Raw genomic sequence first — 13615 nt, forward strand, 5'->3', positions numbered from 1 at the left:
TGTCCGACAAATGAACTGATGGGAATCTGAACTGATGGGAAGTCTCGACGGTCGCGTAGCGATCATCACCGGAGCAGGACGCGGCATCGGCCGTGAGCATGCGCTGCTCTTCGCTCGTGAGGGTGCGAGCGTCGTGGTCAACGATCTCGGCGGAGCAAACGACGGTTCCGGTGCAGATGCCGGCCCCGCGCAGCAGGTAGTCGACGAGATCGTCGCTGCAGGCGGCAAGGCTGTTGCCAACACCGACAACATCGCCACCTGGGACGGCGCCGAGGGCCTCGTCAAGCAGGCCGTCAGCGAGTTCGGCCGACTCGACGTACTGGTCAACAACGCCGGCATTCTTCGTGACGCCTTCATCGCCGGTATGGACGAGAGCCAGTGGGATGCAGTCATTGCCGTGCACCTCAAGGGGCACGCAGCGACGCTGCACCACGCTGCCGCGTACTGGAAGGACCAGAGCAAGGCAGGCGAGACCGTCAACGCTTCGGTCATCAACACCGCTTCGGCTTCGGGTACCTTCATGCCCAACGCGGGCCAGGGCAACTACGGCGCCGCCAAGGCGGGCATCGCAGCCCTGACTCTGGTGGCCGCTGACGAGCTCGATCGATACGGCGTGCGTGTCAACGCTATTGCGCCGATCGCGCGTACTCGGCTGACGCTGGCGACACCCGGTATGGGCGCGTTGTTCGCCGCCGAGGTCCCCGAGGGTGAGTTCGACGCGTTTGCGCCGTCCAACATCTCCCCGCTGGTGGCCTATCTAGCGGCAGCGGATTGCAAGCTGACCGGCAAGGTGTATGCCGTTCAGGGTGGGGCCATCACGGAACTCGCCGGCTGGCACGGTGTGAACACCATCGAGAGCGAGGGTCCCTGGACCACCGCCGACCTCGCAGAACGACTGTAAGCGCATGGCACGCAACGCATACGAACTCGGTCTCGGGCTGAGTGAGGAGCACACCGCGCTTGCAGATTCGGTGCGCTCCTTCGCCGAGCGCACCATCACCACCGAGCAGGTGCGCGCGGCCGTGGAGTCGCGGACCGAGGACAAGTTCCCCCAGTTCTGGACGGCGCTCGTCGGGCAGGACCTTCTCGGGCTCGCGGTTCCGGAAGAGCAAGGTGGTCACGGCGCCGGCCTGCTGACCTTGGCAGTGGCACTGGAAGCATTGGGCCGCAAAGTCTCTCCCGGCCCGTTCGTTCCGACGGTATTGGCAAGTGCCGTTCTCGGTGTCGCCGATTCCAAGGCGGGACCCGAGTTCCTGCCCGGTCTGATCGACGGAAGTCGTACGGCAGCAGTCGCCTTGGGTGCACCGTTTGCGGCCGAGTCGTCGGACGGTGGGTACAAGATCACGGGCGCACTCGACGGTGTGCTCGGTGGTGAGCACGCCGACGTACTGCTGGTTCCGATCCAGTTGCCCGAGGGCGTTCGCTACGCGGTGCTCGAGAGCAGCGCAGTCGCGATCACCGTTCAGGACAGCATCGACGTGCTGCGCGGTAGTGCGCGGATCGAAGCTGACAATGCTCAGATCAGCGCCGAACGGATACTCGACGGTCTCACCGAGGCGCGGGTACGGTCCATTGCCGCAGTCGTTCTCGGCGCCGAAGACGTCGGCGTCATGTCCTGGTGCGTTTCCACTGCGTCGGAGTACGCCAAGACACGCGTGCAGTTCGGGCGACCCATCGGCCAGTTCCAGGGCGTCAAGCACAAGTGTGCGCAGATGGGCATTGCGCTCGAGCAGGCACGCGCCGTTGTGTGGGATGCGGCAAGCGCATTGGACAAGGGCGACGACACGGCAGATTTTGCCGCCGATATCGCAGCAGTCATCGTGCCGGACGCCGCAGTGCAGGTAGCGCAGGATTGTGTGCAGGTCCACGGCGGCATCGGCTTCACGTGGGAGCACGACGCCCACCTGTACTACCGGCGCGCGCTCTCGATCCGCGGCATTCTCGGCACCCGCGAGGATCGAGCCAATCGTGTTGCGCAGCAAGCACTTGACGGTGTCAGCCGGGCTTCGGTTCTCGAACTGCCGCCAGAGGCGGAGGAGATCCGCGGCGGCATCGCGGCCGAGCTTGCCAAGTTGGTCGAGCTCGACGAGGACGACCAGCTGATCGCGCTCGGCGACGGCGGCTGGGTTCAGCCTCACCTGCCGAAGCCGTACGGGCGCAGCGCCGCTCCGCTCGAGCAGATCGTCATCTCCCAGGAGATCAAGGCTGCCGGAATCTCGATGCCGCAGCTTCTGATGGGAACGTGGGCCGTGCAGGCCGTCGTGGCACATGGTTCGGACAAGCAGAAGCAAGAGCTGGCCGTGCCTACCCTGCAGGGTGAGCTGGTGTGGTGCCAGCTCTTCAGCGAGCCCGGTGCTGGTTCCGACCTTGCGTCCTTGTCCACGAAGGCCGAAAAGGTCGACGGCGGTTGGAAGATCACCGGTCAGAAGATCTGGACCACGGTTGCGCAGTTCTCCGACTGGGCAATGCTGATCGCCCGCACGGACGCCACCAAGCCGAAGCATCAGGGCATCACCTACTTCGTGCTCGATATGTCGACACCGGGCATCACCGTCCGCCCGCTGCGTGAGATGACGGGCTCGGCGCTGTTCAACGAGGTGTTCCTCGACGACGTGTTCATCCCCGACGAGAACGTGGTCGGTGAGGTCAACGATGGTTGGAACGTCGCCCGGACGACGCTGGCCGGCGAGCGCGTCGCACTGAGCCAGAAGATGGAGGCGTACGCCTCGGACTCCGATCTGCTGAAGTTCGCGAAGTCGGCAGACCTGAGCCCGATCGGACGCTACCGTGTCGGCGAGCTGGTTGCGGAGAGTCAGGCGATCGACCTCATCGGCTCCCGCGTTGTGCTCAAGCAACTTTCGGGGATCGACGTGAGTACGACGTCGAGCGTCGGCAAGCTGTTGGCGATGAAGATCAGCCAGTCGATCGCCGAGTTCGTCGTCGCCGAACTGGGTGCTGCCGGAGCGGTCAGCATCCCAGGTCAGCCAAGCGACAAGGCGATGGAGCAACTCATTTCGGGCCGTGCCACCACCATCTACGGTGGCACAACCGAGGTGCAGCTCAACGTGATCGGTGAGCGCATGCTCGGATTGCCGCGAGACTGAGGGTATTTACCGGCGAGGCTCAGTCCTGGATTCTTCTCCAGGGCTGAGCCTCTTCCAGTTCGAAGGCCAATTCGAGGAGCGTGCGCTCGTCGCCGAGATCGGCGGAGAAATGCGCAGCCAACGGCAAACCATTGCTGGTCTGATGCATCGGTAGCGAAATCGCGGGACCTCCGGAGATGTTGTTCAGTGGCGTGAACGATGTGTACGCGATCAGCTTGTCGAAGAGTTCCTCGAAAGGCTGAGCGGGAGAGAGGTATCCCAGCTCGGGGGTGGTGTGCCCCAGGGCCGGCGAGAGCACGACGTCGTACTTCAAGAACATGGCGCTGTATTGCTGCTGGAGCCGTCGCAGACGATAGAGCACGCGCGGCGTCTTCACCAGGTTCTTCCGGTACAGCGTGTAGAGGCCCTTGGTGAGATTGTCGGTGCCGGACTTGTCGAAGTCGGGTCCGAGCATTTGTTTGCCACCGGTGGAGATGGCAAACGACAGAAAGCCCCAGTAAATGCTGAAGTCGTCGATGAATTCGGGGCCGACGGGCAGTGCTGCGTCCTCGACATGATGGCCAAGGCTTGCAAGGAGTTCGGCCGTAGCTTCGACGGACTTGCGCGTCTCGTCGTCCGTCTTGGTGACGGTGACGGAATCGGCGATCACGCCGACGCGCAGGCGGGTTGAGCTGGGTCCTTCGACCAAGCGAACCGGTGCGAGTCGCGGATTGCGGTAGTAGTTCTCAGCCGCAGACATCCATCGTGCAGAGTCGCGAACAGTGCGAGTAACGGCGCCCTGGGCGATCAACCGGATCGGCATCGACTTGTCGGCCGGATCGGCGATGGTGCGTCCGCGAGTGGGTTTGAGTCCGACGAGTCCGCAGGCAGCGGCGGGAATGCGAATCGATCCACCGCCGTCGTTGGCGTGCGCGATCGGGAGTACGCCGGCAGCAACAAGCGCGGCTGCGCCTCCCGAGGAAGCGCCCGACGAGTACGCCGGATTCCACGGGTTGTGGACGGGTTCTTCCGTCATGTATTCGGTGGACGCACTGAATCCGAACTCGGGCAGTCGGGTCTTGCCGATCGAAATGGCCCCGGTGGAGAGGAACTGCTTCGCGAAATCGCTGTCGGCTTTGGCGGGGATCGCGGTGAAGGCGGTACTGCCCTGCTGGGTGGGAAGGCCGGCGCTGTCGGTGTTGTCCTTGATCGCGGTGGGGACACCGGCAAAGACGCCCTTGGCGGGCCGGTTGCTCCTGGCGAGGGCACGATCGAAATCAGTGCAGGCCAGACCGTTCAATTGCCCCTGCACTGCCTCGGCGCGGGCGATTGATGCCTCCATGACTTCCCGTGCGGTCACCTCGCCTGATTCGATCCGGGCGGCGACGCCGGTGGCGTCGAGGTCGCCCAGGGCGTCGTCGGTGAAAGCGTGGATGGGGGTGTTCGCGGTCATGGGGATCCTTGTCAGGCGGAGGCACTCAGGTCGTCCGTCCAGCATATTGGACGGACGACCCCTGAGTGGCGCTATCTGTGGATTGCGGTATCAGCTACCGAAGATCGTCACTGCCTGCTCTGCTGCCTGCGGCGCCTGCTGGAACACTCCCTGTGGGATGAACTGCTGCGGAATGAACTGCTGGGGGCCCAACTGCTGGAAGTTCGTGACCATCGGGTGGATGACGTTGTTGAATACATCGTTGAACATGTGTTGTGTCCTTCGGTTACAGCGTTTTCGAACTTCTGACTCCATCGACACTAAGCACGGTTCTGACGAGTTTCAACGAAAATTGCTGATACACAGGCAAGTTCAAGTTCATTGCCAGCTGGGGGCCAGGAATCGGTCTTCCTTCACAGCTTGGACGCTGCGCCGTGCAGGTTCTTGGCTGTCGGGGAGGTCTCGACGGATTTGGGATCGGGGTACGTGCCCAGTACGCGATCGGCAGTTCCCGCGGTGGTGACGGTGAACCAGTAGTGCTCGTTCTTGAAGTGGTGGTTGCGGTGATTGCGCCAAACCGACCGGTAGAGAGCAGTTTTCGGCTTGTAGTCACTGTGGATGAGGAAATGTGTCCACTCGTAACCGAGGCCGAGCACGGAAATGAAGGTCAGGAACGTCAGACCGAGTTCGACGCGGGGAAATGTCAGGAGGGCGACGGCTGTCAGAACGGGAATCACGATCAGGAGCGTCTGCCACGGGATGAAGATGAGTGAGACGGTTCGCGGCGCAAAGTGGTGTTCCCGATGGCTGCGCGCCAGCCGTGAATCGAGTGTGACGCCGGCAATGGTTCGCGGTTTCCAATGGAGAACGAAGACGTGAATGATCCACTCCACGAAGGGGAATGCGGCAAGCATCACGAGCGGAACGAGGGCGTCGGTGATCTGCCAGTTGCCCACTGCGATGCGCGCCGCCGCGGCGGCCAGCAGCATGGTGCCGATCATCCACGGCGTCGGTGACTTGCGGAACGTCCGTGCGGCATCGGCGAGAGTGAGAGGCTTGCTCATGGTTTCAGTCCTTCCAGGAAGGTGAGAGCGTCGCCGATTGCCGTCGTGCCGGTGTGAAGGAGCTGTGCGGCTGACGTCTCGGCAGTTGGCTCGTCGTGTGAAGTGATGGCGGAGGCCAGTTTTCGATACAGGTCGGTCTGGCCGACTTCGGCGACCATGACGGATGCAAGTGCAGTCATAGCCGGCTCGTATGCAGCCCGAAGGCTGTTGAAGATCAAACGGAAGGCAATGGAATCTGCGCTGTCGACGACGACGTCCCAGAACGCCAGAGCGCGGTCTTGCAACTCCACTGGATCTTCGGTGGCGCCTAGTTGATCAACGGCCGCGTCGAGTTCTCGGGCGGATTCCGCGGAGATGCGACGGGCGGCCAGCACAGCGATCTGCGGTCCCATCAACTCGCGAGTTTCCAGGACGCTGCGCACCACGCTCAGGTCGGGGACGCCGTCGCGCACCAGCAGCTGGGGGAGAAGTTCGGGTCCGGCCTGGCGTCGAAAATCGCGCACCGACGTGGACTCGCCCTGGCGGACCTCGACGAGCCCGGCCTGGGCGAGCTTCTGAATTGCCTCGCGGACTGCGGGTCGCGAGACGCCGAATGCCTCGGCGAGCTTGCGCTCGCTGGGTAGCGCCTCGCCCGCAGCCAGCTCTCCGGCCAGCACTTTCACCGAAATCTGGTCGAAGACTGCGCCGGAGGCCGAGGTACGTGCAACGGGTTGAAACATGTACCGACCGTAACCCGCTTATCGGTAAGAGGTCAAGTGGTAATACCAGTTCAACGATTGGCGTCTTGGCGTGAAAGAGATACGTCTTGGCCAAGAGGCTTCACCGTAACGGTGCAGGTGAGAGTAATTTTAGGTAGACCTAATTCGGATAACCGTCAGGAAACCCATGACATCACTCCTGTTACCGACTCCAGATACCGATGCAGAGTTCGCTCGCGTCGCCGCGGCCTTGACCCGACGCGGCTTTCTGGGTGGAAGTGCCGCCGCACTGTCCATGCTCGCCCTTGCCGGATGCAGCAGTGAGGACGGCGGTGGCGGTGCGGAAGGCGCAACTCGTACTGTGCAGACGCACTACGGATCCGTGGATGTTCCCGTCAATCCGCAGCGCATCGTCGCCGTCTCATACAACACCCCGTGGCAGTTGCAAGCCGTCGGCGCCCGACCCGTCGCGACGCTCGACTACAGCGCGTACATCGACCAGTTCATCCCGACACAGCAGAAGTTCATCGACGGCTTGTCCACGGTGGGGGTTTTCCTCGAGGTCAACCGCGAAGCCGTCGTGGCTGCCGCGCCTGATCTCATCGTCGGCGATGCGTACGAGATCGACGAGGACATGTTCCGCGAGCTCTCGAAAATTGCTCCGACAGCGGTGTATTCGGGCACGAACCGATCGGATTGGCGCGCTGTCGCCGAGGGTGTCGCAGACGCGGTCAACAAGGGTTCGGCATTGACGTCGAATCGCGAGAAGTATCAGGCGATGCAAGAGCGAATCCGCACCGAATACGCCGCGCAGCTTGGCGAGAATCGGTGGGCCCAGGTTGCTATCGGTGGTTCGGAAGGGCACTTCTCCATCTTGTATCCAACCGGAGTGACCGGCGCGATGCTCGCCGACCTGAACGTGACCCGCGGCGAATTCATCCCGGACCTGCGCCCAGCCACCGGCTTCGAAGCCTTCCCGCTCGAACAACTCGAAATGCTGCGGGACGTCACCGTCGTCATCTACCCGAAGCAGCCGAACGGAACTGATTCTGCAGGAATGAAATCCGTCTTCGCCAGCCCGCTGTGGAGCCGCATTCCGGCAGCAGCTTCGGGCCGGGTATTCGGAATCAGTACTCAGGTCACCGACTACGGCACTGCAATCAACTGGCTCAACGAACTCGAAACCGGCGCTTTGGAGGCACTTTCATGACATCACTTCTATTGCCCACCGCTGACACCGATGCCGAATTCGCTCGCATCACCGCAGCACTTACCCGACGCGGTTTCCTCGGAGCCGGTGCCTTGGCGGGGATCGGATTGCTCACGGCCTGCGGAACCAGCTCCGGTGAATCGGCCGAGGGTTCGATGCGCACCATCAACACGGCTCTGGGGCAGGTGGAAGTGCCCACCAACCCGCAACGGGTGGTCAGCGCCGATTACTACACGGGCCCCGCGATGTTCGACGCCGGGTTCACACCGGTCGGATTGCCGGTCGACTACGAGAACGCCGACGGCGTCCCGGAACCCTATGCGTCCGCTCTGCGGTCTCTCCCGAAGGTGGGACGCTGGTACGAGCCCAACGCCGAGGCGATAGCGGCTTTGTCTCCCGACCTGATCGTGATGACCAACCTGCTGTCGGAGAACAACCCGGATCTTTACGAGCAGATCCGGTCGATCGCACCGACCGCGGTTTTTGCCGAGGACGGGCAGTACGCATGGAAGGAGCGCGCCTTCGGAGTCGCGGACGCGCTGAACCAGAGCGCGAAGGTTCAAGAGTTGGCAGATCGGTACGAGGCGCGGATCGCCAAGTTCCGCAGCGACAACGCTGATGTGCTGAGCAAGGTGAAGGTCGTCTACACCACGTACTTCGAGGAGAGTGGTTTCTCGCTGTACTCGCCGACCAAGTATCAGACGACGGTCATCAGCGAGGCCGGGTTCCAGTTCAACGACCGTTCACTCGCAATTCCCGCCGGCAGCAACGAGTGGTTCCCGAGGGAGCAGTTGGAGCTACTCGACGAGGCCGACGTCATCATCACGAACAGTGGCAAGGGCCCCATCAACGAGAAGTTGGCGAACGACACCATCTTCCAGCGTCTGCGCGCCGTCAAGAATGATCAGGTGTACTCGTTCGACTACGAGGGCGTCGCGTCCTTCGGTTGGGCCCTGACATTCCTCGAGCAGTTCCAGCCGATCGCTGAGGAGATCAGAGCCAAGCTCTGATCTCCTCAGCAATCAAGAGGACGCCGGCGTCACCACATTCAGCTTCGGTTGATGCTGGTCGGTGTATGCCCACGGGCGGATCTTCTCCAGTGCTTTGCCGATCCGGAACACGGTCGGTTCGTCGTACGTATGGCCGACGATCTGGACGCCCGTGGGAACGCCGTTGTGTGCGTGTCCACTCGGCACCGCCAATACGGGGCACCGATTGGCGACGTTGAACGGCAATGTGAGAAGTGCTTCGGCGGTGTTATTCACGTGCTGACCCGCCACAGTGAGGCCGTCGAGCAAAGACTCGCCTGCCGGGAAGGCGATGGTGCCCGAAGTCGGGCAGATCAGCGCATCGAAGGGAGCCATCGCCTCGGCGAGCTCTCGTTGCATTTGGGTTTCCTTGCGAAGGCCGTCCAGAAATGACATTTCCGCAGCGCCCTTCGACGTGATCGCGACGTTGTCGAGCGTGTAGTCGGCAAGAAGATCACCGTGGACGCGAGCAACTTCCGCGACGGATGCACCCATGATCGTTCCGAAATGGACTTTCACCGCTGCTGCCATCGAATCACGAGTCCACGGCAACTCGATCTCCTCGACGATCGCGCCGGCATCGACCAACGACTGTGCGAGAGCCCGGGTGTTCGCCTCGATGTCAGGCTCGATGGGGAAGTCACCGAGCCGCAGGCACAGGGCAATTCGCATTCCCTCGACCGACGGGTACTCGTGTGGCAGCGTGATCGCCGGCCTTAGGGAAGAATGGTCACGCGGATCCGGCCCGATCAGAACGTTGGCCAAAAGAATTGCGTCGTCAACAGTTCGGGCCATCGGACCGTCGCCACGGTAGGAATCCATGGACAGCGGGGCGACCCCGGCGATACGCCCGTACGAGGCCTTGAGACCGACGGTGCCGGTAAAGCCTGCCGGGCCTCTTGTCGACCCGCCGATGTCGGATGCTGTTGCCAGAGTAGTAGTTCCGGCGGCCAGTGCGGCGCCGGCTCCGCCGGAGGAGCCGCCGGGACTGTAATCGAGGTTCCAGGGATTGCGGGTCACGCCCCACAAAGGAGAGTGTGTGAACGCCGCGACGCAGAATTCCGGTGTCGTCGTGCGTGCGTGAATCAGGCCGCCTGCTGCCAGAACTCGGTCGATCACGGGTGCGTTCTCGCGGGCGATGTTGCCGCGCCCCGCCAGAGAGCCTTCGGTCAGCGACTTTCCGGCAATGGAGTGTTTTTCCTTGGCAGCTACCGGAATTCCCTCCAGCGGCCGCGGGTCGGGTCCTTGGCCGCGATACCGGCTCTCGGCTTCCCGTGCGCCGGCGAGGGCCTCGTCGAACATCTCTTCGGTGAAGGCATTGATGTGAGGTTCGAAATTCTGTGTCCGGTCGATGATTGCCTGTAGCAGTTCGACCGGAGACAATTCCCGCGCGCGAAAGTGAGCAATGGCTTCGGTGGCGCTGAGGTAGTGCAGTTCGTCTGACATGACGTTATCTCCCTGGGACAGTATGCGTGGGAATCACGCGCTCCGCGCAAGGGCTCCCAGCGCGGCCGCGGTCATGGCTGTAACACCTTCGGGTAGGGCAGCGGCGGGATCGGGGGCGAAGCGCGGTGAATGATTGGACGGCGTGCCGGGTGGTATCCGTCCCTCGGCGAGCGCGGCAAGGGCGGTTCCGTCGAAACTCTGCAGTGCCGTTCCGCCGAAATGCCAGAACACGGAGGGGCATTGGGCGGCGGTGCCGAAGATTCCGAAGTCCTCGCTACCTGAAAGTGGTTGTGACAGAGTGTGCATTCCCAAGCCGGCCTGTCGCAGGTCGGACATCACTGTGGACGTGGCGTCCGGAGTGTTGACCGTGGCCGGAAAGCCGTTGTACGCATGAACGTCCGGCGTCTCGACGGCGCCGGCTCCGTCCGCTTCTGCGCGGGCTATCCGGCGCACCGATTCGAGCATGTTTTCTCGTGACGTTGCGCTGAAAGTCCTCAGGCTGAGCAGTAGTTCGGCTTCATCGGCGATGATGTTCGCAGCCGTGCCGGCGTGCAAGGCTCCCACCGTGAGCACAGGTGCTGTCGGGGTTGCCGCTTCATGAGCGACCAGACTTTGAATGCGCAGCGCGAAAGACGCTGCCATCAACAAAGGGTCGATGCATGCGTACGGTGAGGACGCGTGTCCACCACGGCCGTGAAAGACCACTCGTATCGTGTCGGATGCTGCCATCAAGATGTCGGGTTTGCTGACCAACATCCCCGCAGGAGTCGGGCCCACGTGCTGTCCCAGGCAGAGGTCCGGTCGTGGGAAGCGGTCGAAGATTCCGTCGTCGACCATCGCACGAGCGCCGGAGCCGGTCTCCTCAGCAGGCTGGAAGACCGCGACAACAGTCCCGGTGATCGATGTCGGATCCGCGGAAAGTGCTGCGCACGTGGCAAGTAGCGCGGTTACGTGGACATCGTGGCCACACGCATGCATGACTCCATCAGTTCTGGAGGCGTAGGACAGCCCGGTGTCTTCTGCCACCGGCAACGCGTCCATGTCGGCGCGTAGCAGGATCACCGGACCGCTGCTCCCTTCGAGAACACCGACGACACCCGTACCGCCGACCCCGACCGTGACGTCCCAGCCACCGATTCGCCGAAGTTCCTCGGCAACAATTGCGGCGGTGCGAGTTTCGTCGCCGGACAACTCGGGGTGTGCGTGTAGGTCCCGGTAGAGCTCGAACCAGTGCGGCTCGACGGTTCGCAACCGCGACGGGTCTCCGAACTCGAGATTCGAAAGCAGTTGATTCATGGTTGATCTTCTTTCAGTTGGCGGTTTTCAGTTGCACCAGGTTCAGCATCTTTTCCCGGGTTTGTGGTGCTGCCATGACCGCGACGATCGCCACGACAGGCCCGAGCGCGAGAGATACGAACGCCGCTGACCAGGAGAGGTGGTCCACGATGAATCCGAATACCAACGGCGCGACTATTCCGGCGACCATGCCGCCGAAAATGATCATCGACGAGGCTGCTCCGACCACCGACGAAGGCAGGCTACGAAGCGGAAGTGCAAAACACGGCATGAAAGCGAAAGAGGCAGCGGCAGATCCGAGGGTGACGAGAACGACGAACAAGGCCGTGTTGGAGACGAAAGGAATCGAAACGAGCATCACGATGCACGCGAGCATGGACGGCACCACGACGACACGACTGTTGCCAGCCAGCCGATCGGAGATTCGCCCGCCGATGACGGTGGTCACGGCGGCCACCACGGTAGCCGGAATCAGAAGGAGGCTTGCGCTCGAGAGGGCGATTCCACGTTCGTCATGGAGGTACGACGGAACCCACGACGACATCCCCCAGATCACGAAGTCGTATCCGAAGAACATCAAGGCGAAGAGCCACATCGCGCGGGAGCGAAGTACGGTGCGCATGTTGTCCCAGGAGGAATCCGGACCGTGGTCGTTCTCCGCCGGAAGTGCCGGCGGGAGCCACAACTTGATGCTGACGAGCGAGAGTACGCCGAGCGCCGCGACGGCCAGAAACATTCCACGCCAGCCGATCAACGGGAGAAGTGCTGCCGCAACAACGATGGCAAGAAGCGTACCGACGGCGTTGGAACTGTTCATCCATCCTGTGGCAGTGGCACGTTGCTCCGGGATGCTCCGCTCGGCAACGAGCTTTACTGCAGCTGCCGGAAACACGCCCTGCGCGAGACCGAAGAGAAAGCGAACAACCAGAAGCGTCCCGAACGACCAGGCAAGGGCAGTGAGGCCGGTGAAGACACTCCACGCCACCAACCCGATCAGAGCCATCCGGACTGCGCCGTATCGATCGGCGAGCAGTCCACCAGGCAGTTGGGCCAGCGTGTATGCAATGAAGAACGTGGAGATGATCAATCCACGCTGGGAGTAGTCGAGATCGAACTCCTCACCGAGCAAGGGGAGAGCGAGGTTGATCGCCAGCCGATCTATGTAGTCGATCGCGTACGCGACGAACAGCAACGCGACCGTGACTTTGGTGGAGCGAAGCACTGGGCCTCCAAGTGGTGAACCTGTGAAGTGATTCACACATCTTTGGCAAACAGGCAGGGATCACCGACCAGAATGCAGTAATCCGGCAATACTGGCCCGATGAAGCCGGAATCCGACACATTCGTGATCGCGGAATCTGATCTGGAGATCATCAATGCACTTCAGCTCAACCCCCGCGCGTCGTGGACGCAGTTGTCCTCAGTGCTCGACATGGATTCGACGACGATCGCCCGCCGGTGGCGTCGCCTCGTCTCGAACGGTCATTCGTGGGTCAACGCGGTCGCAATCGGTCGAACCCACATATTCGGCTATCTCCTGATCAGGACCACACAGGATTCCGTTGCCGACGTGGGGGAGCTGTTACGTCAACTCTCCTGTGCCTATCTGTTGGCCAGGACGGAAGGCGAGTACGAATATTTCGTCGGAGTCGTGGCCGCCGACCACAAGAGTTTGGACGCCTTGGTGTGTGAGCACCTTGCCGCCGATCCTGGAATTCTGTCGATCAGAAGCCGGGTCGGGGTGAAGGTGTACCGGGACGGGTTCAGCTGGGAGCCGGGCGCTCTGGGGCAAGCGGGTCGGGCTCAGCTGGCAACGGCATCGACAAAGGGCGCTGCGGTGCCGGCAGATCCGACAGAGTTCCGCGAGTCCGACGGTGCCCTGTTGGAGGCGCTCGGCCGTGACGGACGTGCCAGCTATGCGCGTCTCGCCGCGATTTGTGGAACGAACGAGACTGCGATTCGACGGCGCTTGGCCCAACTGACTGCGTCGCAACAGTTGATTTTCCGCTGCGATGTCTCGCAACAGGCTGTCGGTTCACCTTTCGAAGTGATCTTCGATGTCGCTGTGGACGGTTCCACCGACGAACTCGGCAATCTTGTGTCGAGTTGGCCGGAGATCAGATTGTTGGTAGCGACTACCGGAACAGCGAACATGTTGATCAGCGTGTGGCTGAGCAGTCTCGCGCAGAGTCTTGTCGTGGAGGATCGCCTCCGTCGAATCGGTAGTGTGCGGATCCTCGATCGACGTGTCTCGTTGTACCCGATGAAGCGATTCGGACAGCTGCTCGGACCAAGCGGAGTGGCAGAAGGTCATGTGCCGGTCGCGATTTGGGGTGCCGGCGACCTTCTTCGCTGAGC

Annotated in this window: 12 protein-coding genes; 5 read left to right on the forward strand and 7 right to left on the reverse strand. The window is 62.2% G+C overall.

Annotated features, from left to right (window positions below; all coding sequences use genetic code 11):
* The first annotated feature begins 34 nt into the window (after window positions 1–34).
* Both M1L53_RS21765 and M1L53_RS21770 read left to right on the forward strand, forming a co-directional pair.
* On the forward strand, window positions 35–901 hold the full coding sequence (locus M1L53_RS21765) for an SDR family oxidoreductase (RefSeq protein ID WP_007735961.1): 867 nt from the start codon (window positions 35–37) through the stop codon (window positions 899–901).
* A 4-nt stretch (window positions 902–905) separates the two neighbouring features.
* On the forward strand, window positions 906–3104 hold the full coding sequence (locus tag M1L53_RS21770) for an acyl-CoA dehydrogenase (protein ID WP_054188679.1): 2199 nt from the start codon (window positions 906–908) through the stop codon (window positions 3102–3104).
* 19 nt (window positions 3105–3123) lie between these two features.
* Here M1L53_RS21770 and M1L53_RS21775 read toward each other — a convergent pair whose 3' ends face one another.
* The 4 genes from M1L53_RS21775 to M1L53_RS21790 form a co-directional block, all read right to left on the reverse strand.
* Window positions 3124–4536 carry an amidase gene (locus tag M1L53_RS21775; protein WP_054188678.1) on the reverse strand — a complete coding sequence of 471 codons (1413 nt, stop codon included), beginning with the start codon at window positions 4534–4536 and terminating at the stop codon, window positions 3124–3126.
* Window positions 4537–4626: 90 nt separating this feature from the next.
* Window positions 4627–4785, reverse strand: a complete 159-nt coding sequence (locus M1L53_RS21780; protein WP_003944172.1) for a hypothetical protein — start codon at window positions 4783–4785, stop codon at window positions 4627–4629.
* Window positions 4786–4928: 143 nt separating this feature from the next.
* On the reverse strand, window positions 4929–5579 hold the full coding sequence (locus M1L53_RS21785; protein ID WP_030535853.1) for a sterol desaturase family protein: 651 nt from the start codon (window positions 5577–5579) through the stop codon (window positions 4929–4931).
* Window positions 5576–6298, reverse strand: a complete 723-nt coding sequence (locus tag M1L53_RS21790; RefSeq protein WP_030535852.1) for a FadR/GntR family transcriptional regulator — start codon at window positions 6296–6298, stop codon at window positions 5576–5578. Before M1L53_RS21790 ends, M1L53_RS21785 begins: the two co-directional genes overlap by 4 nt.
* Before the next feature lie 166 nt (window positions 6299–6464).
* Between M1L53_RS21790 and M1L53_RS21795 the strand changes: the two genes are divergently transcribed.
* Window positions 6465–7487: an ABC transporter substrate-binding protein gene (locus M1L53_RS21795; protein ID WP_054188677.1), complete on the forward strand. Its 1023-nt coding sequence runs from the start codon at window positions 6465–6467 to the stop codon at window positions 7485–7487.
* The gene (locus M1L53_RS21800; RefSeq protein WP_003944194.1) at window positions 7484–8497 is read left to right on the forward strand and encodes an ABC transporter substrate-binding protein; all 1014 of its coding nucleotides are present in this window, start codon (window positions 7484–7486) and stop codon (window positions 8495–8497) included. Before M1L53_RS21795 ends, M1L53_RS21800 begins: the two co-directional genes overlap by 4 nt.
* Before the next feature lie 12 nt (window positions 8498–8509).
* Here the strand turns inward: M1L53_RS21800 and M1L53_RS21805 are convergent, their stop codons facing one another.
* The 3 genes from M1L53_RS21805 to M1L53_RS21815 are packed head-to-tail and all read right to left on the reverse strand — an operon-like array spanning window position 8510 to window position 12479.
* Complete coding sequence (locus M1L53_RS21805) at window positions 8510–9961, reverse strand: amidase (protein WP_054188676.1); 1452 nt, start codon at window positions 9959–9961, stop codon at window positions 8510–8512.
* A gap of 33 nt (window positions 9962–9994) precedes the next feature.
* Window positions 9995–11257, reverse strand: coding sequence for an amidohydrolase (locus tag M1L53_RS21810; protein WP_054188675.1), 1263 nt, complete (start codon window positions 11255–11257; stop codon window positions 9995–9997).
* 13 nt (window positions 11258–11270) lie between these two features.
* Complete coding sequence (locus M1L53_RS21815; RefSeq protein WP_030535848.1) at window positions 11271–12479, reverse strand: MFS transporter; 1209 nt, start codon at window positions 12477–12479, stop codon at window positions 11271–11273.
* A gap of 99 nt (window positions 12480–12578) precedes the next feature.
* On the opposite strand from M1L53_RS21815, the gene M1L53_RS21820 reads away from it, so the two are divergent.
* Window positions 12579–13613 (forward strand): Lrp/AsnC family transcriptional regulator, encoded by a 1035-nt coding sequence (locus tag M1L53_RS21820; protein ID WP_054188674.1) that lies wholly within the window; start codon window positions 12579–12581, stop codon window positions 13611–13613.
* The last annotated feature ends 2 nt before the right edge of the window (window positions 13614–13615 follow it).

Origin of the sequence: Rhodococcus sp. T9N (assembly GCF_024436645.1) — a bacterium.
In the GTDB taxonomy this organism is placed as follows: domain Bacteria; phylum Actinomycetota; class Actinomycetes; order Mycobacteriales; family Mycobacteriaceae; genus Rhodococcus_F; species Rhodococcus_F qingshengii.

Excerpts from the sequence above, each read along its gene's own strand:
- M1L53_RS21765 (WP_007735961.1), top strand. The coding sequence starts at position 35 with ATGGGAAGTCTCGACGGTCGCGTAGCGATCATCACCGGAGCAGGACGC.
- M1L53_RS21770 (WP_054188679.1), top strand. The coding sequence starts at position 906 with ATGGCACGCAACGCATACGAACTCGGTCTCGGGCTGAGTGAGGAGCAC.
- M1L53_RS21775 (WP_054188678.1), bottom strand. The coding sequence starts at position 4,536 with ATGACCGCGAACACCCCCATCCACGCTTTCACCGACGACGCCCTGGGC.
- M1L53_RS21780 (WP_003944172.1), bottom strand. The coding sequence starts at position 4,785 with ATGTTCAACGATGTATTCAACAACGTCATCCACCCGATGGTCACGAAC.
- M1L53_RS21785 (WP_030535853.1), bottom strand. The coding sequence starts at position 5,579 with ATGAGCAAGCCTCTCACTCTCGCCGATGCCGCACGGACGTTCCGCAAG.
- M1L53_RS21790 (WP_030535852.1), bottom strand. The coding sequence starts at position 6,298 with ATGTTTCAACCCGTTGCACGTACCTCGGCCTCCGGCGCAGTCTTCGAC.
- M1L53_RS21795 (WP_054188677.1), top strand. The coding sequence starts at position 6,465 with ATGACATCACTCCTGTTACCGACTCCAGATACCGATGCAGAGTTCGCT.
- M1L53_RS21800 (WP_003944194.1), top strand. The coding sequence starts at position 7,484 with ATGACATCACTTCTATTGCCCACCGCTGACACCGATGCCGAATTCGCT.
- M1L53_RS21805 (WP_054188676.1), bottom strand. The coding sequence starts at position 9,961 with ATGTCAGACGAACTGCACTACCTCAGCGCCACCGAAGCCATTGCTCAC.
- M1L53_RS21810 (WP_054188675.1), bottom strand. The coding sequence starts at position 11,257 with ATGAATCAACTGCTTTCGAATCTCGAGTTCGGAGACCCGTCGCGGTTG.
- M1L53_RS21820 (WP_054188674.1), top strand. The coding sequence starts at position 12,579 with ATGAAGCCGGAATCCGACACATTCGTGATCGCGGAATCTGATCTGGAG.